Source organism: Pseudochelatococcus lubricantis (assembly GCF_011762225.1).
Lineage (GTDB): Bacteria > Pseudomonadota > Alphaproteobacteria > Rhizobiales > Beijerinckiaceae > Pseudochelatococcus > Pseudochelatococcus lubricantis.
Window position 1 is genome coordinate 807450 of sequence record NZ_JAASQI010000001.1, and the last position, 21636, is coordinate 829085.

The 21636-nt window shown below is 67.5% G+C and carries 20 protein-coding genes; 14 read left to right on the plus strand and 6 right to left on the minus strand.

The window, feature by feature from the left end; all coding sequences use genetic code 11:
• Positions 1-84 precede the first annotated feature (84 nt).
• A complete protein-coding gene (locus FHS82_RS03455) occupies positions 85-1314 on the plus strand; it encodes a sensor histidine kinase (protein WP_166948692.1) in 1230 nt (409 codons plus the stop codon).
• 76 nt (positions 1315-1390) lie between these two features.
• Here the strand turns inward: FHS82_RS03455 and FHS82_RS03460 are convergent, their stop codons facing one another.
• Together FHS82_RS03460 and mutM are read right to left on the minus strand one after the other, a co-directional pair.
• A complete protein-coding gene (locus FHS82_RS03460) occupies positions 1391-1690 on the minus strand; it encodes a con-10 family general stress protein (protein WP_166948694.1) in 300 nt (99 codons plus the stop codon).
• Between the two features lie 111 nt (positions 1691-1801).
• Positions 1802-2683, minus strand: coding sequence for a bifunctional DNA-formamidopyrimidine glycosylase/DNA-(apurinic or apyrimidinic site) lyase (gene mutM, locus FHS82_RS03465; protein WP_166948696.1), 882 nt, complete (start codon positions 2681-2683; stop codon positions 1802-1804).
• A gap of 240 nt (positions 2684-2923) precedes the next feature.
• Here mutM and ubiE point away from each other — a divergent pair, with 240 nt between their 5' ends.
• From ubiE to cysK, 6 genes are all read left to right on the plus strand, one after another.
• Positions 2924-3676, plus strand: a complete 753-nt coding sequence (gene ubiE, locus FHS82_RS03470) for a bifunctional demethylmenaquinone methyltransferase/2-methoxy-6-polyprenyl-1,4-benzoquinol methylase UbiE (RefSeq protein ID WP_166948698.1) — start codon at positions 2924-2926, stop codon at positions 3674-3676.
• 22 nt (positions 3677-3698) lie between these two features.
• Positions 3699-5255 (plus strand): 2-polyprenylphenol 6-hydroxylase, encoded by a 1557-nt coding sequence (gene ubiB, locus FHS82_RS03475; RefSeq protein WP_166948700.1) that lies wholly within the window; start codon positions 3699-3701, stop codon positions 5253-5255.
• A gap of 48 nt (positions 5256-5303) precedes the next feature.
• Positions 5304-6602 (plus strand): bifunctional phosphopantothenoylcysteine decarboxylase/phosphopantothenate--cysteine ligase CoaBC, encoded by a 1299-nt coding sequence (gene coaBC, locus FHS82_RS03480; RefSeq protein ID WP_166948702.1) that lies wholly within the window; start codon positions 5304-5306, stop codon positions 6600-6602.
• A gap of 34 nt (positions 6603-6636) precedes the next feature.
• Positions 6637-7104 (plus strand): dUTP diphosphatase, encoded by a 468-nt coding sequence (gene dut / locus FHS82_RS03485; RefSeq protein WP_166948704.1) that lies wholly within the window; start codon positions 6637-6639, stop codon positions 7102-7104.
• A gap of 178 nt (positions 7105-7282) precedes the next feature.
• A complete protein-coding gene (locus tag FHS82_RS03490; RefSeq protein WP_166948705.1) occupies positions 7283-7735 on the plus strand; it encodes an RrF2 family transcriptional regulator in 453 nt (150 codons plus the stop codon).
• Between the two features lie 195 nt (positions 7736-7930).
• Positions 7931-8908: a cysteine synthase A gene (gene cysK / locus FHS82_RS03495; RefSeq protein WP_166948706.1), complete on the plus strand. Its 978-nt coding sequence runs from the start codon at positions 7931-7933 to the stop codon at positions 8906-8908.
• Positions 8909-8996: 88 nt separating this feature from the next.
• On the opposite strand, the gene typA is transcribed toward cysK, so the two are convergent.
• Positions 8997-10820 carry a translational GTPase TypA gene (typA, locus tag FHS82_RS03500; protein ID WP_166948707.1) on the minus strand — a complete coding sequence of 608 codons (1824 nt, stop codon included), beginning with the start codon at positions 10818-10820 and terminating at the stop codon, positions 8997-8999.
• 336 nt (positions 10821-11156) lie between these two features.
• The gene (gene pdxH / locus FHS82_RS03505) at positions 11157-11786 is read right to left on the minus strand and encodes a pyridoxamine 5'-phosphate oxidase (RefSeq protein WP_166948986.1); all 630 of its coding nucleotides are present in this window, start codon (positions 11784-11786) and stop codon (positions 11157-11159) included.
• A gap of 56 nt (positions 11787-11842) precedes the next feature.
• On the opposite strand from pdxH, the gene FHS82_RS03510 reads away from it, so the two are divergent.
• The 5 genes from FHS82_RS03510 to FHS82_RS03530 all read left to right on the plus strand — a co-directional run bounded on the left by FHS82_RS03510 (position 11843) and on the right by FHS82_RS03530 (position 15890).
• Positions 11843-12322, plus strand: coding sequence for an RT0821/Lpp0805 family surface protein (locus FHS82_RS03510; protein WP_246224995.1), 480 nt, complete (start codon positions 11843-11845; stop codon positions 12320-12322).
• A gap of 183 nt (positions 12323-12505) precedes the next feature.
• Complete coding sequence (locus FHS82_RS03515; RefSeq protein ID WP_166948709.1) at positions 12506-13459, plus strand: DnaJ C-terminal domain-containing protein; 954 nt, start codon at positions 12506-12508, stop codon at positions 13457-13459.
• 158 nt (positions 13460-13617) lie between these two features.
• The gene (fabI, locus tag FHS82_RS03520) at positions 13618-14448 is read left to right on the plus strand and encodes an enoyl-ACP reductase FabI (protein WP_246224996.1); all 831 of its coding nucleotides are present in this window, start codon (positions 13618-13620) and stop codon (positions 14446-14448) included.
• A gap of 3 nt (positions 14449-14451) precedes the next feature.
• Positions 14452-15045: a histidine phosphatase family protein gene (locus FHS82_RS03525; protein ID WP_166948710.1), complete on the plus strand. Its 594-nt coding sequence runs from the start codon at positions 14452-14454 to the stop codon at positions 15043-15045.
• 71 nt (positions 15046-15116) lie between these two features.
• Positions 15117-15890: a 2-keto-4-pentenoate hydratase gene (locus FHS82_RS03530; RefSeq protein WP_166948712.1), complete on the plus strand. Its 774-nt coding sequence runs from the start codon at positions 15117-15119 to the stop codon at positions 15888-15890.
• Between the two features lie 94 nt (positions 15891-15984).
• On the opposite strand, the gene FHS82_RS03535 is transcribed toward FHS82_RS03530, so the two are convergent.
• Positions 15985-16695, minus strand: a complete 711-nt coding sequence (locus tag FHS82_RS03535; RefSeq protein ID WP_166948714.1) for a cell wall hydrolase — start codon at positions 16693-16695, stop codon at positions 15985-15987.
• 456 nt (positions 16696-17151) lie between these two features.
• On the opposite strand from FHS82_RS03535, the gene FHS82_RS03540 reads away from it, so the two are divergent.
• Together FHS82_RS03540 and FHS82_RS03545 are read left to right on the plus strand one after the other, a co-directional pair.
• Positions 17152-19521: a Tex family protein gene (locus FHS82_RS03540; RefSeq protein ID WP_166948716.1), complete on the plus strand. Its 2370-nt coding sequence runs from the start codon at positions 17152-17154 to the stop codon at positions 19519-19521.
• 63 nt (positions 19522-19584) lie between these two features.
• Entirely contained in the window at positions 19585-21063 is a 1479-nt protein-coding gene (locus tag FHS82_RS03545; protein ID WP_166948718.1) for an alpha/beta hydrolase, read from the plus strand.
• Positions 21064-21084: 21 nt separating this feature from the next.
• On the opposite strand, the gene FHS82_RS03550 is transcribed toward FHS82_RS03545, so the two are convergent.
• Complete coding sequence (locus tag FHS82_RS03550) at positions 21085-21597, minus strand: lytic transglycosylase domain-containing protein (RefSeq protein ID WP_208394088.1); 513 nt, start codon at positions 21595-21597, stop codon at positions 21085-21087.
• Positions 21598-21636 lie beyond the last annotated feature (39 nt).

The following is a 21636-nucleotide window of genomic DNA, read 5'->3' on the forward strand; positions in this document are numbered from 1 at the left end:
ATCGTCGGCAAGTGGCATCGTCGGAAAACGGGCCAGCGGATATGGAGCGGGAGCGCCGCGTTCGTTGCCGGGAAAGGGGTGCAGATGTCACACGGACTGTCCTCTCCGTCGTCCGGTGTCGGCGCGGTGATCACTCAGGAGCTTGGCCTGCGGCCGCGGCGGCGGTCCGACCCGCGCAAGGAGACGTCGGCTCTGCAGGACCTGGCGCGGCAGATGCTGGAGCGCCCGGATGCGTTTCTGCCGTATCTCGTCGCTGTCGCCATGGAGGTCAGCGAGGCGCATTCGGCAGGCATCAGCCTGCATGAGCCCGACGCGCCGGAGGGCGATGTATTCCGCTGGCATTTTCTGAAGGGCGCCTGCGCGCCGTTCATCGGCCGCACCACGCCGCGCGGCGCGAGCCCCTGCGGCCTGTGTCTCGACGAGGGCGGGCCGGTGCTGATCGCCTATCCGGAGCAGTTCTACTCCTCCTATGCGATGCCCGACATCGTCAGCTACGAGGCTCTGCTCGTACCTATCTACAAAGGCGGCAAGGAGCCCCTGGGCGCGCTGTGGGTGATCTCCCACGACGAACGGCGGCGCTTCGACGGCGGCGACGCGCAGGTGCTGACGGAACTCGCGAGCTTCGCCGGCATCGCCATCAAGATGATCCGCGACGCTCACGCGCTCAAGGAAGCGCTGGCCATGCAGGAGATTCTGACGCGCGAGATGCGTCACCGCATCAGCAACATCCTCACCGTGGCGGGTGGCCTTGTGAGCGCCTCGGCGCGCACCGCCGGGTCGCCACAGGAAATGGCGGCCAGCGTTCGCGGCCGGCTGGAGGCGCTGGGGCGGGCGCAGGCGCTGGTGCACCGGGTCGAGCGGCATGCCGACGACGGCGCGCCCGCTTCTTTCGCGTCGCAGTTGCGGGCGCTGGTGAAGGTGATCGCGGCGCCCTATTGCGGCGACGGCCGGGGAGTTGTGCTGGAGGAACCGGAGGAGGAGCCCTCCGACACTTTTTCCATCGGGCAGGGCGCGCTGACGGCGCTCGGCCTCATCCTGCACGAACTCGCCACCAACGCCGCCAAGTACGGCGCGCTGTCGGCGGCAACCGGGCAGGTAACGGTGATGTGGCGCAGGGAAGGGGAGAGCTGCGTTCTCACCTGGCGCGAGAGTGGCGGCCCTCCTGTAGCGGCTGCCCCGACGGAAACCGGCTTCGGCTCCAGCCTCATCAGGCGCACGGTCACCGGCCAGCTTGGCGGAAGTATTGCGCTCGACTGGCCGCCGGAAGGCCTGCGGGTCGATATCCGCATGGCGGCCAAAGCGCTGTCACGTTAAGAAATCGACATGATCGAGACGGGAGACGGTCGCTGTCTCCCGATCCGTTTCGTTCGGGCCGGGCCGGCGGTGCATCCTACTCGGCGGCGTCCTCGCCGGGGGCGCGGCCGCCATGGGGGGCTTGGCCGCCCTTGCGTCCCGCTTCCGCGGCCAGTGTCGGATTTTGCGAGAAGCTGCGCTTTTCGTCCGGCACGCTGCGTCCGCCCTTGCGTCCGGCCTCCGCCGCGAGTTGGCGGTTCTGCGAGAAGCTGCGCTTCTCGTTCGGCACGCTCCGTCCGCCTTTGGAAGCGATCGCACGCTGCTTTTCCCGGTCCATGGAGGCGAAGCCGCGCGCGGAAGTCGTCTTTCCAGGCGTCGTGGTATTGGCGTTGGTCATCGGGTCCTCATCTGCTTGATCTTTGCTGCTCCCCGTTTCCGGCAACGCGCGACCACCGGAGGAGTTCCCGAAAAATGAGCCGGGCACGCGCGATGACGGTTGTGCCAGTCACTATTGCTGGCATTCAGGGCAGAAAAACGTCGAGCGGCCCGATTGGACGATGCGTTTCACGGTTCCCCGGCAACCGGGCGTGACGCAGGGTTCGCCCTCGCGTCCGTAAACGCGGAACGTATGCTGGAAATAGCCGAGGTTGCCGTCCGTATGCGCGAAATCGCGCAATGTCGATCCGCCGGCCGCGATGGCGTCGTTGAGAACATCGCGGATGGCAAGCGTCAGCCGGAGGGCGGCTTCCGTGGGCTTGCCGTCGGCGGTGACGATGCTGCCCGCGGGGCGGTCCGGCGCGAGGCCCGCCCGGTGCAGCGCCTCGCAGACATAGATATTGCCGAGCCCCGCGATCAGACGCTGGTCCAGCAGTGCGGCCTTCAGCGGCGCGCGCCGTCCCGCGAACAGCGCTGCCAGCACCTGCGCGTCGAGGGCATTGCCGAGCGGCTCGACGCCGATATGGCGGAACAGGGCATGCGTTTCGAGTTCGTCCCACGGCACGAGCAGCATGAAGCCGAATCGCCGCACGTCGTTGTAGGTGACGCGCGCGCCGTTCGAGAGATGGAACACGACGTGGTCATGCGTCGCATTGCCGCCCGCGGCGAAGTGGAAGTCGCCCGGCGCGCCGTTTCCCGCCGGCGTCTCGACGAGGAAGCGTCCGCTCATGCCCAGATGCATCACGAGCGCAAGCTCGCCCTCGATATCGGCGAGGAGATACTTGGCCCGACGCGACAGGGCGTCGATGCGCCTGCCCTGAAGGCGCTCGGCGAAGCGTTCGGGAAACGGAAAGCGCAGGTCCGCGCGGCGCTGTTCCAGGCGCACGATGCGCGCGCCGCTCATCACGGGTTCGAGGCCGCGGCGCACGGTCTCGACTTCGGGCAGTTCCGGCATGGGAGCGATGGGGCCTTCTGTGTCTTGTGCACGATCCCGGAAGGCGGCGTCCGCTTTCCACGAAAGACGATGCATGAACCAAGGAGTCGGAGCGGCGGGGGCTCCGGTTTTCTGTCCGCCGCGCCATGCTACGGGCGGCGGGCGCGGGCGGAAAACGAGATGAGCATAGCGAAGGGCCGAGGCTTTCGCTATGGTCCGCGAAACCGTGCGCACGGTGCGCGGATGCAGCGGGAAGGTATCATGACGAGCGAGGCGACGACCCATTTCGGATTCACGGACGTGCCGCTGGCCGAGAAACAGGGACTGGTCGACGATGTCTTCCACAAGGTCGCCGACCGTTACGACCTGATGAACGACCTGATGTCGGTGGGCATGCACCGGCTGTGGAAGGACGCGCTGATATCCATGCTGCGCCCGCCGCGCGAGCGCCCCTTCAGCCATCTCGACGTCGCGGGCGGCACGGGCGACATCGCCTTCCGCGTGCTGGAAGCGGGCGGGCCGCAGACGCAGGTCACCATCCTCGACATCAACGGCGACATGCTGCGCGTGGGGCGGGAGCGGGCGAGGCAGACATACGCCGGCCGGTTGCGCTTCGTGCAGGGCAACGCCGAGAAGCTGCCGCTGTCCGACCGCGCCTACGACGGCTACACCATCGCCTTCGGCATCCGCAACGTGCCGGACATCCCGGCGGCGCTGCGCGAGGCGTACCGCGTGCTGAAACGCGGCGGCCACTTCCTGTGCCTCGAATTCAGCCGCGTCGACGTGCCGGTGCTCGACACCGTCTATGATACCTATTCCTTCAATGTCATACCGGGCATCGGCCGGCTGGTGACGGGCGACGGCGAGCCCTATCGCTACCTTGTGGAGTCGATCCGCAAGTTTCCGTTGCCCGATACATTCGCGGACATGATTCGGGAGGCGGGTTTCGGCCGCGTCAGCTACCGGCCCCTGAGCGGCGGCATCGTCGCCATCCATTCCGGCTGGAAACTGTGAGCCGGCAAGGGGTGACCATCGCATGATCAGCAGCCTCATCCATCTGGCGCGGTTGTCGCGGGTCGGCTTTGTGCTGGCGCGCGAGGGAGCGCTCGGCCTCATCGACACGGCGGAGCTGCCGCCGGCGGGGCGGCTCGCTATCCGGCTGGCGCGCGTCATCGAGCGGCCCGGCCTCGGCGGCGGCGCGGAGCGGCTCGCCGCCGCGCTCACGCGGCTCGGTCCCTCTTATGTCAAGTTCGGCCAGTTTCTGGCCACCCGGCCGGATGTCGTGGGCGCGCGCACGGCGCACGATCTCGAATCGCTGCAGGACAAGATGCCGCCCTTCGAGCAGGAGAAGGCGGTGCGGATCGTGGAGAACGCCTTCGGCGGGGAGCTGCGGACGGTGTTCGCCGAGTTCAGCCTGCCCATCGCGGCCGCCTCGATCGCGCAGGTGCATCGCGCGCGGCTTCTCAGCGGCGATGTGGATGTGGCCGTGAAGATACTGCGGCCGGGCGTGCGCGAGCGATTCGCGCGCGATCTCGGCGCCATGCGCTTCGCGGCGCGGCTCTTCCATCGCCTGCTGCCCGATACGCGCCGCCTGCGCCCGGTCGAGGTGGTGGAGACGCTTGCGCGCTCCGTCACCATGGAGATGGACCTGCGGCTGGAGGCGGCAGCCCTTTCGGAGATGGGCGAGAATACCCGCGACGACGCGGATTTCCGCGTGCCGAAGGTGGAGTGGGATGCGACGGCCCGCGAGGTGATGACCAGCGAGTGGGTGCACGGCATTCCGCTTTCCGACATCCCGGCCATCGACGCGGCGGGGCACGACCGCACCGCGCTGGCGAAAACCGTGATCCAGTCCTTCCTGCGGCACGCGCTGCGTGACGGGTTCTTCCACGCGGACATGCATCCGGGCAACCTGTTCGTCGATCCGCAGGGCCGCCTCGTCGCCGTCGACTGCGGCATCATGGGACGGCTGGGGCGGGCGGAGCGGCGCTTCCTGGCGGAAATCCTGCTCGGCTTCATCACCCGCGACTACCGGCGCACCGCGCAGGTGCATTTCGACGCCGGCTACGTGCCGGACTACCATTCCGTCGCGGACTTCGCGCAGGCGATCCGCGCCATAGGCGAACCGATCCACAACCGTCGCGCGGACGAGATCTCGATGGCGAAGCTGCTCACGCTGCTGTTCGAGATCACGGCGCTGTTCGACATGGCGACGCGCACGGAACTCGTCATGCTGCAGAAAACGATGGTGGTCGTCGAGGGTGTCGCCCGCAAGCTAGACCCGCAGCTCGACATATGGGGCACGGCGGAGCCCGTGGTGCGCGAGTGGATCGGGCATAACCTCGGCCCACGCGGGCTGCTGGCGGAAGCCGGGCGCGGGGCGCAGGACGTGGGCGGCGTGATCGCCCGCCTGCCGGCGCTCCTGGCGCGGGGCGAGAAGATGTTCATGCGCCTCGAAAAGGCGTCGGCGGAAGGCTTCACCCTGTCGCCGGCGAGTACGGAGTCGATCGGCAAGGCGGAGGCGCGCGGCAACCGCGGCGCGACGCTGGCGCTGTGGGCGATCGCGTTGCTGCTGCTGCTCGGCCTGTTGTGAACCGGGCCGGGTGCAGCCGCGTGAGGATGGATGATCGGGAGGTATTCCATGGAACACGAGGCGGCTGACGAGAATACGCGCAACCATCTGGCGGGCAGGCACCTGCTGCTGATCATCGGCGGCGGTATCGCCGCTTACAAGGTGTTGGAGTTGATCCGCCGCGCGAAGGACCGCGGGCTGGGCGTGCGCGCCATCATGACGCAGGCGGCGACCGAGTTCGTCACCCCGCTGTCGGTGGCGAGCCTCACCGGCGAAAAGGCATTCACCGACCTTTTCTCGCTTACCGATGAGGCCGACATCGGCCATATCGCGCTTTCGCGCTCGGCCGACCTCGTTGTGGTGGCGCCGGCCACCGCCGACCTCCTCGCCAAGATGGCCAACGGCCATGCGGACGACTACGCCTCGACGGCGCTCCTCGCCACCGACAAGCCCGTGCTGGTGGCGCCCGCCATGAACCCGCGCATGTGGGCGCATGCCGCCACTCGACGCAACGTGGAAACGCTGCAGGCCGACGGCATCCATTTCGTCGGCCCCTACAGCGGCGCCATGGCGGAGCGCGGCGAATCGGGCTTCGGCCGCATGGCGGAGCCGGCGGAAATCCTCGCCGCCATCGAAGCGCTGCTGTCGCCTGTGCCGCTGCTGCTGTCAGGGGATGGCGGCCACGAGAAGCAGCTCGCGTTGCTGCCGCTCGCCGGCAAGCGGGTGCTTGTCACCTCCGGCCCCACGCACGAGCCCATCGATCCGGTGCGCTACATCGCCAACCGCTCGTCCGGCCGGCAGGGCCACGCCATCGCGGAGGCCGCGGCGCAGGCGGGCGCGGAAGTCATCCTCGTTTCCGGCCCGGTCAACCTGCCCGATCCCCACGGTGTGAAGGTGCGCCACGTCACTACCGCGCGCGACATGCTGGCGGCGGTGCTCGCCGCGCTTCCGGTCGATATCGCCATCTTCGCCGCAGCGGTGGCGGACTGGCGCACGGCAGAGGAGGCCGACGCCAAGATCAAGAAGGGCGCGGGCACGATGCCACAATTCACCCTCATCGAGAATCCCGATATTCTGGCGACCGTCGCCAAGGGGGCGCCGCGCCCCGGGCTCGTCGTCGGCTTCGCGGCGGAGACCGATACCGTGCTCGATCACGCGCGCGCCAAACTTGAGCGCAAAGGCTGTGACTGGATCGTCGCGAACGACGTGGGCAAGGGCACCGGCGTGATGGGCGGCGAGCGCAACACCGTCCATCTCGTCAGCAAGGACGGCATCGAAAGCTGGCCGACCATGGACAAGACCGAGGTGGCGCGCCGGCTGGTGGCGAGGGCGGCGGCCGCGCTCCGGGCTGCCGATCCGCAGGCGTGATGCCGAGAACCGAGACTGCCGAAGGACGACGATGATGAGTGAATTGCTGACCGAACACGTGCTGCGCATCGTGCAGCTCCCTCACGCCCGCGGCCTGCCGCTGCCCGCCTATGCCAGCGCCGCCGCCGCCGGGCTCGACCTCGCGGCTGCCGTTGCGGAGGATGCGCCTGTCGTGATTGCGCCGGGCGGGCGGGCGCTCGTGCCGACCGGACTGGTGCTTGCGCTGCCGCCCGGCACGGAGGGGCAGGTGCGCCCCCGTTCCGGCCTCGCGCTGAAGAACGGCGTCACCGTGCTCAACGCGCCGGGCACGATCGATGCCGATTATCGCGGCGAGGTCGCCGTCATCCTGCTCAACACGGGCAGCGAGCCGTTCGCGGTCACGCGCGGGCTGCGCATCGCCCAGCTCATCGTGGCGCCCGTGCTGCGTGCGGCGGTGGAGGCGGTCGACGATCTCGACGACACCGCACGCGGCACGGGCGGTTTCGGATCGACGGGTATCTGAGGTGCGCGGCGGGAATTATCAGTTCTGCCGCGTGGAATAGGGATAATGCCTCCTACTTACAGAAATATTACGGAAAAGACTTTTATTTCCTGATTGTTTCGGTAATTTTGGTTGAGTGATTGATGCGTCGCGCCCGCCCTGCCACCCGGCGGCGCGCGACGGGAGGCAAGGATAGTCGATGTACCTGTTATCCCGCCGCAGTTTGCTTGCCATTGCGGCCGTCGTCGATGTCGCGATCCACGCGCGTCCGGCGCCCGTTGCCGCGAAGTTCCTCGCTGCCAGGCATCATCTGCCGCCGCGTCATCTGGAGACGGTTCTGCAGCAGCTTGTCCGGGCGGGCATCCTGAAAGGCGTTCGCGGCCCCCGGGGCGGCTATGAACTCGCGCGTGAGCGGCGGCGCATCAGCGCGGGCGACATCGTGCGCGCGGCTATGGCCGCCGCAAGCGACGAGAATCTGCCGCCGGTTCCGGAATCCGCGCTGGTGGAGCAGGTCATCGGCCCGGTCGTCCGCGAGGCGTCCGGCGCGTTTCTGGCGCGGCTCGACGCGGTGACTGTCGAGGATATCTGCCGCCGGGCAGAGAAGACGACGACGTTGAGCCCGCCCACGGTGACGAGCGATTTCACCATCTGAGCGGGATCGCCGGCCGCATCGGCGCCAACTGCCGGCGTGGCAAGCCTTTTCGCCGGAGGACGTATCCGGTTGTCGCCCGCCGGCCGATCGCTTATCGATGGCTGTTACAGGCCGTGCCGGTCGGGGTGTTGCCCTGCGGCCGGTTCGGCGCAGGCGAGTTTGGATTGGGGCACATAACGCACACAGGAGACGAAAATGACCGCAGCGGGAGAAGCAGACAAGGCGTTGAAACGGGGCAGGGGGCGCATTTACGATTCGATCACCGGGACGATCGGCGACACGCCGCTCGTGCGTCTCAGCCGGCTGGCGGCCGAAAAGGGCATCAAGGCCAATCTGCTGGCCAAGCTCGAATTCTTCAATCCGATTTCGAGCGTGAAGGACCGCATCGGCGTGGCGATGATCGACGCGCTGGAGCAGCAGGGCGTCCTGCAGCCCGGCGGCACCATCATCGAGCCGACGTCGGGTAACACCGGCATCGCGCTTGCCTTCGTCTCGGCGGCGCGTGGTTACCGGCTGATCATCGTCATGCCGGAGACGATGTCCGTCGAGCGGCGGAAGATGCTCCTTCTGCTCGGCGCGGAACTTGAGCTGACGCCGGGCGCGCAGGGCATGAAGGGCGCCATAGCGCGTGCCGAGGAACTGAAGGCGGCGATCCCCGGTTCCGTCATTCCGCAGCAGTTCGCCAACCCGGCGAACCCGGATATCCACCGGCGCACGACCGCCGAGGAAATCTGGAACGACACCAACGGCGAGGTGGACGTGCTCGTCGCGGGCGTGGGCACCGGCGGCACCATCACGGGCGTCGGGCAGGTGCTGAAGGAGCGCAAGCCTTCCGTGCGCGTCGTCGCCGTCGAGCCCGAGGATTCGCCGGTGCTGTCGGGTGGCGCGCCCGGTCCCCACAAGATTCAGGGCATCGGTCCCGGCTTCGTGCCGTCGATCCTCGACCGCTCCGTGATCGACGAGGTGGTGACGGTCGGCAACCAGACGGCTTTCGACAACTCGCGCCTGCTCGCCCACATCGAGGGCATCCCGGTCGGCATCTCCTCCGGCGCGGCAATCGCCGCGGCGCTTGAGATCGGCGCGCGCCCGGAACTCGCGGGCAAGAACATCGTCATCATCATCCCGTCCTTCGCCGAGCGCTATCTGTCGACCGCGCTGTTCGAGGGGCTGTGAGACGGGCGCCCATGTTTCCATTCGGGCAATAAAAAACGCGGGAGGCATATGCCTCCCGCGTCTTGCATCCGGGTGACCGCGCCGGCAATCAGGCGGCGGTTTCCTTCGAGCGTTCGGCGCGCTTGCGCTCGTTGGGGTCGAGGTGGACCTTGCGCAGACGGATGGACTTCGGCGTCACCTCCACCAGTTCGTCGTCCTGAATCCAGGCGAGCGAACGCTCCAGCGTCATGCGGATCGGCGGCGTCAGGCGCACGGCCTCGTCCTTGGAGGTGGTGCGGATGTTGGTGAGCTTCTTGCCCTTGAGCACGTTCACCTCAAGGTCGTTCTCGCGGTTGTGCTCGCCGACGATCATGCCCGTGTAGACCTTCCAGCCGGGCTCGATCATCATCGGGCCGCGATCCTCCAGGTTCCACAGCGCGTAGGCGACGGCCTCGCCCTGATCGTTGGAGATCAGCACGCCGTTGCGGCGGCCGGGGATCTCGCCCTTGAAGGGGGCGTACTCATGGAACAGGCGGTTCATGATCGCCGTGCCGCGCGTGTCGGTCATCAGTTCCGACTGATAGCCGATGAGGCCGCGCGTGGGAGCGTGGAACAGCAGGCGCTGGCGGTTGCCGCCAGAGGGGCGCATCTCGATCATCTCGGCGCGGCGCTCCGACATCTTCTGCACGACGGAGCCGGAGTATTCCTCGTCCACGTCGATGACGACTTCCTCGATGGGCTCGAGCAGGCTGCCGGCCTCATCGCGGCTGAACACGACGCGCGGACGCGACACGGCGAGTTCGAAGCCCTCGCGGCGCATGGTCTCGATCAGGATCGCGAGCTGAAGTTCGCCGCGGCCGGAGACGAAGAACGAATCCTTGTCGCCCGATTCCTCGATCTTGAGCGTCACGTTACCCTCGGCCTCGCGGAAGAGGCGGTCGCGGATCATGCGGCTCGTGACCTTGTCGCCCTCGGTGCCGGCGAGCGGCGAATCGTTGACGAGGAACGACATCGTCACCGTCGGCGGGTCGATGGGCTGGGCGAGAATCGGTTCCTCGACCTCGGGAGCGCAGAACGTGTCTGCCACCGTGCCCTTGGTCAGGCCGGCGATGGAGACGATGTCACCGGCTTCGCCGAGTTCGATCGGCTGGCGCTCGATGCCGCGGAAGGCGAGGATCTTGGACACACGGCCCTGCTCGACGACGTTACCGTCGCGGTCGATGACCTTGATCGACTGGTTCGGCTTCACCGTGCCGGCCGAGATGCGGCCGGTGATGATGCGGCCCAGGAAGGGGTTGGCCTCAAGCAGCGTGCCGAGCATGCGGAACGAGCCTTCCTCGACCTTCGCGGGAGGCACGTGCTTCAGCACCAGATCGAAGAGCGGCGCGAGACCGTCTTCCTTCGGTCCCTCGGGATTGAGCGCCATCCAGCCGTCGCGGCCCGAACCGTAGAGAATGGGGAAGTCGAGCTGCTCGTCGGTGGCGTCGAGCGCCGCGAACAGGTCGAACACCTCGTTGACGACTTCCTGGATGCGGGCGTCGGGACGGTCGACCTTGTTGATGGCCACGATGGGCCGCAGGCCGATCTTGAGCGCCTTGGAGACGACGAATTTCGTTTGCGGCATGGGGCCTTCGGCCGCGTCCACGAGCACGATGGCGCCATCGACCATGTTCAGGATGCGCTCGACCTCGCCGCCGAAGTCGGCGTGGCCGGGCGTGTCGACGATGTTGACGCGCGTATCGCCCCAGACGACGGAGGTCGCCTTGGCGAGGATGGTGATGCCGCGTTCCTTTTCGATGTCGCCCGAGTCCATGACGCGCTCCGCGACGCGCTGGTTCTCCCGGAACGCTCCCGATTGCTGGAGGAGTTTGTCCACGAGCGTTGTCTTGCCGTGGTCGACGTGGGCGATGATCGCGATATTGCGCAGCTTCATGGGGTTCCCTGGCCGCGCGGTCGTGCGCGGTGGTGCTCAGATGTGACAAGGCCAGATGACATTGCGAGATGACAGGACGATGTCACCGCAGGCATCCGATGGTTTCGTATGATCGGCCCCCGAACCTGCTTCGTCGGGCGGCTTTACCGCGCTGCATATATGACGAATCACGCCGAACGGCAATGTCTCCGACGGGAGTTGCCGCAATTTCGGGCAGCCGGACGGGTTCGGGGAACGCGCCCGCAGCATGAAACCCGGCTTGCCGGCGCTCCGGCTGCCGGTCTCCCCCGCGTCGTCCGCAAACCTGCTCCGACGCGGCGTCGTAGGAATCGCCGCTCAGGGATAGAGCTGCGTCTTGTGCCAGCCGCCCGCGGCGGCGTCCGCCGTGTCGCGCGCGAAGCGCACGCGCTCGTGCAGCCGGAAGGGGCGATCGTGCCAGAACTCGATGGCCAGCGGCCGCACGCGATAGCCATGCCAGTAAGCGGGGCGTGGAATGTCACCGATGGCGTATTTCGCCGCGTAGCCCGCCACCGCCTTTTCCAGCGCGAAGCGGCTTTCGAGCGGGCGCGACTGCTGCGACGCCCAGGCGCCGATTCGGCTGCCGCGCGGGCGGGAAGCGTAGTAGGCGTCCGATTCCGCCTCGCTCACCCACTCGACGATGCCGCGCACCCGCACCTGCCGTCGCAGGCTCTTCCAGTGGAACAGCAGCGCCGCCTTGGCGACGGCCGCAAGCTGACGTCCCTTGGCGCTCTCCTCGTTGGTGAAGAAGACAAAGCCTTGTGAATCAAAAGATTTCAGCAGCACCATGCGCGCGTCCGGCAGACCGTCGGCGTCGACGGTGGCTAGCGTCATCGCATTGGGATCGTTGATTTCAGATGTCTCCGCCTCTTTCAACCAGTCGGAAAACAGTGCAAAGGGGTCCTCGCGGCTGAAAAAGTCACCGCTCCTTAACGTCTCCAAGGCCAGATACTCCCGATCGTGTCGTTCATTTCGAGTGGGGCGTGCGTAACGTGGATGAGGGCATGATGAAGCTGTCCAGCAGGATGTACAGATTTATCATGCGGGACAAGCCGCGCCATTTGTCGCCTATCCCTGCCGCGACCCTGGCGTCGGCCGTGCTGCTGCTCGGCGGGTGCAGCATTGCGGTGCCGGTCGGCGGCCTGCTCGGCAACGACGATCCGCCGACCACCGCATCCGTCGGGGGGAAGGGCGCGGCGATGCTGTCGCCTGAACTCGCGCCCGAGGACTGGCAGTTCGCCCGCATGGCGCTCGGCACGGCGCTCGATCCGCTGGGCACGGGCGCCGTCGCGCCCTGGGCCAACCCGCGCACGGGCATCCGCGGCGATTTCGTGGCGATCGGCAAACCCTATCTGGAGAACGATCTCGTCTGCCGGCGCTTCGGCGCGAACCTGCAGTATCAGGGCCAGTCGGAGGCGCTGAAGGGTTCCGCCTGCCGCCTGCCGGACGGCCAATGGGCCACGATGGACGTCTCCGGCGCGTGAAAGGCGGTTTGCACCGCAAAAGCCGCTTGACCGGCCCGATATTCCACAGAACATACCAACCAGCAGCCCGTTTGCGGCGATGAGGATGTTGCTATTATGCAACATTATGACCATATGGGCCAGACGGTTGGTAATGCGGTCGCCGGTGCGGTACACGCCCGGTAGCACCGCCGGAGTGGATTGATGCGCAACCCGTACGACATACTTGGCGTTCCAAAGACGGCGAGTGAGGCCGATATCAAGAAGGCGTTCCGCCGTCTGGCAAAAACATGGCACCCTGATCGCAACAAGGACGATCCCAAGGCGAAGGACAGATTTGCCGAGCTGAACACGGCCTATGAGATTCTGGGCGACAAGGATAAACGGGGCCAGTTCGACCGCGGCGAGATCGATGCGGAGGGCAAGCCGCGCGGCTTTGGCGCGGCGGGGCCGGGAGCGGGGGCTGGCGCGGACGCCGGCGGCTTCTCGGGCTTCCGCTATTCCACGGGTGGCGGCAGCCCCTTCGGCGGCGCGCGCGGCGGCGGCTTCGATCCGGGCGACCTGTTCTCCGACCTGTTCGGCGAGGCCATGCGCTCCGGCGGGCGGACCCAGTCCGCGGGCGCGCGCGGCGGCGGCGCGCGCGAGCGTCCGCGCGGGCAGGATGTCGAGGCGGAGATCGTGGTCACGCTGGAGCAGATCGCGGATGGCGGCAAGTGCCGCGTCGAGTTGCCGACGGGCCGCGAGGTGGAGGTGACGCTGCCCGCCGGCGTGAAGGACGGGCAGACGATTCGCCTGCGCGGGCTCGGCGACCCAAGCCCCTTCGGCGGCGAATCGGGCGATGCGCTGCTGACGGTGCACTTCGCGCCGCACCGCGATTTCACGGTGGACGGGTCCACGTTGCGCCTGCGCCTGCCGGTCTCGCTTGAGGATGCGGTGCTGGGCGCCAGCGTGCGCGTGCCCACGCTTGGCGGGGCAGTGGCGATGAACATTCCGCCGTATTCGAGCGCCGGCAAGAATTTCCGGCTGCGTGGCAAGGGCTTGCCAGCCAAGAGCGGCCACGGAGACCTCATCGTCACGCTCGATGTTCAGTTGCCGAAATCGCCCGATCCGGAACTAGAGGAACTCATGCGCAAGCGGCGCACCGCCGCCGGAACGTGAGTCGCGCCGGGGCCGCACCCGGCCGCGCCTGCGGCGTGCGCCGCAGCAGCCTGTTGTTTCAGACGGCTTTTTCGCCCGTTGCCCCCGGCGTCGTGCTCGGGTAATAAGTGACTTCCCGGACGACAGAGTCCCAATTCCGAAAAGAGAAAACCGACGTCATGGCAGACAAAATTGCGACGCCCTCTCCCCTGATGGCAGGCAAACGCGGTCTTATCCTGGGGGTTGCGAACAACCGTTCCATCGCCTGGGGCATCGCCCGGGCGGCGCGCGCGCATGGCGCCGAGGTTGCCTTCACCTATCAGGGCGACGCTCTCAAGAAGCGGGTCGAGCCGCTGGCGGCGGAAATCGGCGCGCATGTCGTCGGGCATTGCGACGTCACCGTGCCGGAGACCATCGACGCCGTGTTCGCCGAGGTGGAGCGGCTCTGGGGAGGGCTCGACTTTCTGGTTCACGCCATCGCGTTCTCCGACAAGGATGAACTCACCGGGCGTTACATCGACACGACGGAAGAGAATTTCAGCAAGTCGCTGCTCATTTCCTGCTATTCACTGACGGCCGTCGCCCAGCGCGCCGAGAAGCTGATGACGAACGGCGGCGCCATCCTCACCATGACCTATTACGGCGCGGAGAAGTGGATGCCGCACTACAACGTCATGGGCGTCGCCAAGGCGGCGCTGGAGGCAAGCGTGCGCTACCTCGCGGCCGATCTCGGCCCGCAGAACATTCGCGTTAACGCCATCTCCGCCGGGCCGATCAAGACGCTTGCGGCGTCGGGCATCGGCGATTTCCGCTATATCCTGAAGTGGAACGAGTACAACGCGCCGCTGCGGCGCACCGTGACGCCGGAGGAAGTCGGCGACACGGGCGTCTACCTCCTGTCCGACCTGTCGCGCGGGGTCACCGGCGAGGTGCACCATGTCGATGCCGGCTACCACGTCGTCGGCATGAAGAACCCCGACGCGCCCGATATCGTCCTGTCGAAGGAATAGCACGTGAGTGGTCGTCCCACCCTGTATTTCGTTCGCCACGGCGAAACGGACTGGAACGCGGAAGCGCGGCTTCAGGGGGCGCGGGACGTGCCGCTGAACGCCACCGGCCGCAAGCAGGCGCGGCAGGCAGCCGGACACCTGCGCGCACTGCGGCCCGATTTCGCCGGACTCGACTACCTTTCGAGCCCGCTGATGCGCACGCGGGAGACGATGTCGCTGCTGCGCGACACGCTCGCGATGCCGGAGGACGGCGTGCTGTTCGACGACCGCCTGCGCGAAATTGCCTTCGGTGTGTGGGAAGGGCTGACCTGGCCCGAGATTCGCGCCCGCGATGCGGCACTTGCCCGCGCCCGCGACGCCGATCGCTGGAACTTCTCCCCGCCGGAAGGCGAAAGTTATGCTGGCGCGGCGTTGCGCGTGCAGGCGTTTCTCGACACGCTGGAACGCGATACCGTGATCGTGGCGCATGGCGGCATTGCGCGCGTCATGCTGGCGCTCATAGCCGGTTTACCGGGACAATCGGTTGTCCAACTGCCGATCTGGCAGGGCCGCATACTCGTATTCGCCGACGACCGCCATCGCTGGGTGCCGGCCTGAGTGGTGGAGCCGCGTGGCGGCGCTGGCCGGCGCGTCGGCTCTTCTGTTCATCGCGACGGAGCACGTTTTCCATGGTTGAAACCTTTACCCCCGAATCTGTCGAGGCCGCAGCCGAGCGGCTTCTGGCCGCCCGCAATGGCGGCCCCCGCGTTGTCGACCTGCCACCGGCGCTGCGGCCGACGGATTGGGAAACGGCCTACGCCGTTCAGGACGCGCTGATCACCCGGCTCGGCCCCGTCGTCGGCTGGAAGGTGGGAGCTGCGGATCCGCAGTCGGAGCCGTTCCGTGCCGCGCTGACCAGCCAGACGGTGTCGCTGTCGCCGGCGAGCGTGGCCCACGCCGGCCATGCGGTGCTCGGCGTCGAGGCCGAGACGGTCTACCGCTTCGACAGGGCACTGCCGCCGCGCGAGAGGCCCTATACGGAAGATGAGGTGCTGGCGGCTGTCGGTTCCATCCATGCGGCCATCGAACTGGTGGACACGCATTTCGCCGTCTGGGGGCGCGCCACGCGCCTCAGCCAGATCGCCGACCAGTTCAACCACGCGCATCTGATCGTCGGCTCCGGCCGCGAGGCGGGCGCCATCGTCGATGCATTGAACCAGCCGGTCAGGTTGCGGGTCAACGGCGAGATCGTCCTCGACCAGCGCGGTGGCAACGCGGCCGGCCCCTCCGCGCGCCTGCTCGCATGGCTGGCGAACGGCGGTGCGACAAGCCTCGGCGGGCTGAAGGAGGGCACCTACGTCACCACCGGGTCGTGGACCGGCATCACCTTCGTCGCACCGCGTTCCCATGTCGAGGTGACGTTCGAGGGCATCGGTTCGGTGGTGGTCGACATCACGGAGTGAACCCGGCCGGGCACGTGCCGCGCAACGTGCCCGGAAAACAAAAAGCCCCTGCCGATGCAGGGGCTTTTCAATTCTCCGATGCCGCCGGACGGAGTTACTTCGGAAGGCGGTACTGTGCGAGCTTGAGCGGCGCGGCGCTGAACGACCGCGCGCGCAGCAGGGCTTCATCCACGGGTGCGGTGAACGACAGCCTCTCCGCCGGAACAGGGAGCGGGATGGAAACCGGCGCCGGCACTGCGGCCGTGATGGCGGCGGAGGCATCCGCCGGCTCCCGGCTGACGGCCGTTTCGATGGCGGCGACGGTCGTCGTCTGCGGTTTCACAACGTCGACCTTGACGGCCTCGACCCTGGCAATCTCAACCTGCGCCGCCTCGACCTTCGCCACGTCCGGCGGGGTGTTGGCATAGGCGAGCGCCGAGCCCGCGACGACACGCGGCGCATTGCGGCCGACCTTCGTGTAGAAGATGTTGCCGCCGGCAACCTGCAGATAGCGCATGTTCTGGTATTTGTAGCGGCGCGTCGCCACATGGAAGAACATGGCGTCGCCGATGCCGTCGTGGCGCCTGCCGGCCAGCAGCTGGTCGGCCACGGCGTCGGCGTGGGCGCGGTCACGCTGCGTCATGGGCCGGGACAGCACGCCGGACGCGAACTGATACTTCTGCCCGACGACGCCGCAGATCGTGCCGGGGAAGCTCGGGGAGTTGACCCGGTTCATCACGACCGTGCCGACGGCCAGCAGACCGTCGCGGCTGGCGCGCTGCGATTCGAAATACATGGCCCGCACGAGGCATTCGCGCTCGTTCATGCTAACGGCGATCCGCCTGCGGGGAGATTGCGCTGACGACGTGGAACGGGAGAAGACCTTGACGTTTTCCGTCGCATTCCTGCCCTGCGCCTTTGCCACACTGCGGGACGCCTTGGCGGCCTGCGAGGCCTTTGCGGGCTGCGAATTGTCTGGAACTGCCGCGGAGGATGCCGTCAACGAGCGATCCGGAGTGTATCCACAACCGCCAAGCGCCAGTCCGATCAGCAGGACGGGAAACGAGATGGCGGCTTTGGCCAACGATGGACGGCAACGCGCGGGGATGGTCATTAGCAGCCTCTCGTGTGTCCGTCGCGCTCAGGGGCGACACAAAGCTGTTAACGAAATTGAAAGCCTGTGGCAACCCCGCAACGTTCGTTTTAACGGTTATCCTCCACGCGAACGGCGATCCGGCCGGTGGCGCGTGGCGCAAGGAACGTTTGGAAACTGGTACGACGCATGACTTCCATCTCCCGGAAAATCGCACAGGAACTCGGAATCAGGGCGGAGCAGGCCGAGGCCGCCGTAACCCTGCTCGACGACGGGGCGACCGTTCCGTTCATCGCCCGCTACCGTAAGGAGGCGACCGGCGCGCTTGACGATGCCCAGCTTCGCGCGCTGGAGGAGCGGCTGCGCTACCTGCGCGAGCTGGAGGAACGCCGCGCCGCTGTGCTCGCCAGCGTCGAGGAGCAGGGCAAGCTGACGGACGACCTGCGCGCCAGCCTGCTCGCCGCCGACACCAAGGCGCGCATCGAGGACATCTATCTGCCCTACAAGCCCAGGCGCCGCACGAAGGCGCAGATCGCCCGCGAGGCCGGGCTCGGGCCGTTGGCAGAGGTGCTCTGCGGCGATCCCGCACAGGCGCCCGAGGCACAGGCGGCGCGCTTCGTCGACGAGGCGAAGGGCGTCGCGACCGTGCAGGCGGCACTGGAAGGAGCGCGCGCCATTCTGGTCGAGCGGTTCTCGGAGGACGCCGACCTGATCGGCCTGCTGCGCGAGGACATGTGGCGGGCCGGCCGGCTGGCGTCGAAGGTGCGCGAGGGCAAGGAGACCGAAGGTGCCAAGTTCGCCGACTACTTCGATTTTTCCGAACCTTTCGCCAAACTGCCGTCGCACCGCATTCTGGCGCTGTTCCGCGGCGAGAAGGAAGAGGTGCTGACGCTGGGCTTCGAGCCGGTGCCGGCGAGCGAGGCGCCTTCCACGGGGCCGGGGCCATATGAGTTGCGCATCGCGCAGCGCTTCGGCATCGCCGACCGGGGACGGCCGGGCGACGCATGGCTGCGCGAGGCCGTGCGCTGGGCCTGGCGCACACGCATCCTGGTGTCGCTGTCGCTCGATCTGCGCGCGCGCTTGTGGCAGGCGGCGGAGGATGAAGCCGTGCGCGTATTTGCCGGCAACCTGCGCGATCTCCTGCTCGCGGCTCCCGCCGGCGTGCGCGCCACCATGGGGCTCGATCCCGGCTATCGCACGGGCGTCAAGGTTGCGGTGGTCGACGGCACCGGCAAGGTGGTGGATACCGCCGCCGTCTTCCCGCACGAGCCGCAGCGGCGCTGGGACGAGGCGCTAGGGACGCTCGCCGCGCTCGCCACCCGGCACAAGGTGGAGCTGATCGCCATCGGCAACGGCACCGCCTCACGCGAGACTGACCGGCTCGCCGCCGAACTGATCGGCAAGTATCCGCAGCTCAAGCTGACCAAGATCGTGGTTTCCGAGGCCGGCGCTTCCGTCTATTCCGCCTCGGCCTACGCCTCGCAGGAACTGCCGGAACTCGACGTGACACTGCGCGGCGCGGTCTCCATCGCCCGCCGCCTGCAGGATCCGCTGGCGGAACTCGTCAAGATCGATCCGAAATCCATCGGCGTCGGGCAATACCAGCACGACCTTGCCGAGGGGAAGCTGTCGCGCTCCCTCGATGCGGTTGTGGAGGACTGCGTGAACGGCGTGGGTGTCGACGTCAACACCGCCTCGGTGCCGCTGCTCGCGCGGGTCTCGGGCGTGGGCGAGGGGCTGGCGCGCAACATCGTGCTGCACCGCGACGAGAACGGTCCCTTCCGCAAGCGCAGCGACCTGAAGAAGGTGGCGCGGCTCGGCCCCAAGGCGTTCGAACTGTGTGCCGGCTTCCTGCGCATCCGCGACGGCGACGACCCGCTCGACGCCTCGGGCGTCCACCCGGAAGCCTATCCGGTGGTGCGGCGCATTCTGGCGGCAACGAAAAGCGACATCCGTGCGCTGATCGGCGACACGCCGACCCTGCGGGGGCTGCCGCCGGCGCGCTTCACGGACGAGACCTTCGGCATCCCCACCGTCACGGATATCCTGCGCGAGCTGGAAAAACCCGGCCGCGATCCGCGCCCCGCCTTCCGCACGGCGACTTTCCGGGAGGGCGTGGAAAAGATCGGCGATCTCGAACCCGGCATGGTGCTGGAGGGTGTCGTCACCAATGTCGCCGCCTTCGGCGCCTTCGTCGATATCGGTGTGCATCAGGATGGGCTTGTGCACATTTCCGCCATGGCCAACACCTTCGTGAAAGACCCGCGCGACGTGGCCAAGCCCGGCGACGTGGTGCGGGTGAAGGTGCTGGAGGTCGATGCCGCGCGCAAGCGCATCGCCCTGAGCATGCGCCTCGACGACGAGGCGGGCGGCGGGCGGCGGAACGCACAGCAGGGGAAGCAGGGACAAGTAAAGCCGGAGCAAGGAAAGCCGCAGCGCGTGGAAGAGCGCCGCGCGGACAACCGGAAGGGCGTCAAGTCCGCGTCTTCCGCAGGCGCCGGCTCCGCGTTGGCGGAGGCCCTGCGCCGCGCGGGCCTTTCGGACGGCAAGGAAGGCTGACAACTGATACCCACGCCGGCGGGACAGCGCGCCCGCCCCGCCGGCTGACAGGAAAATTGCTGCATGCTCAGGTTTTTGCACCGGCTTCTCAAACGGATTCTGATCCTCGCCGTGGTTGTATTCGCGGCTCTGCTCGTCTGGCGCGGATGGGATATGCGGCGCGGCTTGCCGCTTGAGGTGTGGCATACCTACGAGCTGGAAGAGCCGGGCGCCGCGGAGCTGGAGAGGGCCGACTGGGCGCACTACCTGCGTGCCGAGGAGGCGCTGTTCAGCCGCGTCCGGCATGACATAGCCAGCGCGCTGCAGCCGGATGACCGCACGCACTACAACCGCTACTCCACGACGAGCCCCGTCTATCCATGGCGCTTCGCGCGGGACTGGAACCGCTCCGCCGTGATGCTGCCGGAGGGCAAGCCTGTCGGCGCCGCGGTGCTGCTGCACGGCCTCACCGATTCCCCCTACAGCCTGCGCCATATCGGCAACCTCTACCGCGAGCGCGGCTTCGCTGTCGTCTCCATCCGCCTGCCGGGTCACGGCACGGTGCCGGGGTCGCTGAAGGTGACGCGGCTCGAACAATGGACAGCTGCAACCCGGCTGGCGGTGCGCGAGGCGCGCCGGCTCGCGGGCGAGGGGGCGCCGCTGCATGTCGTCGGCTATTCCAACGGCGGCGCGCTGGCGCTCAACTATGCCATCGAGGCGCTCGGTGACGGAGCGTTGAAGCGGCCGGACCGCCTCGTCCTGCTGTCGCCGATGGTCGGCATCACGCCTTTCGCGCGCTTCACGTGGCTTGCCGGCCTGCCTGCGGTCATCCCCGCCTTCGCGCAGTCGGCCTGGCTGTCGATCCTGCCGGAGTTCAACCCCTTCAAGTATAATTCCATGCCGGTGAATGCCGCGCAGTGGTCCTTCGACATGACGCAGATCGTGCAGGGCGGGCTGAGGCGGCTGGATGAGGAGGGGCGCATGGCGGAATTTCCGCCGGTGCTCACCTTCCAGTCGGTGTTCGATTTCACGGTGAGCACGTCCGCCGTCATCACCGAACTTTACGCGCGTCTGCCCGCCAATGGCAGTGAGCTGGTGCTGTTCGATCCCAATTTCGATCTCAACACCCGCTTCGGCGCACAGGTCGACGACGACACGCGCGATGCGATTCTGGCGAAGCTGCCGTCCATGCCGCGTCGCTTCCGCACGGTTCTCGTCACCAGCGCCGACAGGCTGACCAGCGACATGGTGGCGCGCACCGCGGAGGCCGGCGCGACAGCCACGACCGAAACGCCGCTCGCGCTGCGATATCCGCCGGAGGTCTATTCGCTGTCGCACATCGCGGTGCCGTTTCCGCTCACCGACGGCCTCTATGGCCTCACGCCGGACCCGGCGGACGATTTCGGTATCCAGACCGGCGTGGTCAACGCCTGGGGCGAGGTCGGCACCTTCACCGTCACTATCGATCCCGTGCTGCGCATGACGTCGCGCATGCAGTCGAACCCCTTTTTCCCGCTGCTCGTCGACGGTATCGGCAAGGCGATAGAGCGGCCCGCGCCGTGAGAGGCGGCGGAGCGGCCGGCATCACCTGCAGAACCGTCTTGCCTGCGGCGTCCAGTTGCCGAACCCTGTGGCCACCATGTTGGCGATGACGCGGCAGATATAGCGCTTCTGCGCCGGGTTGTTGTCGGGGCCGGCGTGATAGCGCGCGACCGCCATGGTCCAGTTGCCCTCGCGCCTGCGCAGCTCTTTCAGGAAGCGTGCGGCGTAAGTCACGTTGGCGCGCGGGTCCAGCATCTGGGCGGCGGAAGCGAATTTGTCGCGATGGTAGTGGTGGTTGATCTGCATGCAGCCGAGGTCGATCAGCCTCACGCCCCTGGCGCGCTCGGCATTGAGGCGCCTGACGGCCTCCCGCGCATCGGGCGCGAAATAGGCCGCGCCGGCGATGTTCATGGCGTAGGGCTGCAGGGAGCCGCGCCGGCCCGTTTCGGTGAGGCCGACGGCGTAGAGGATGTTGACCGGCACGTCGAACTCCCGCGCCGCGCGGATCATCTCGCGCTCGCAGGCGTTCGGTGCCATGGCGCCTGCACGTTCCATCCCGGCGGCGAGGGCGAGAAGGGTGCAGGATAACCCTGC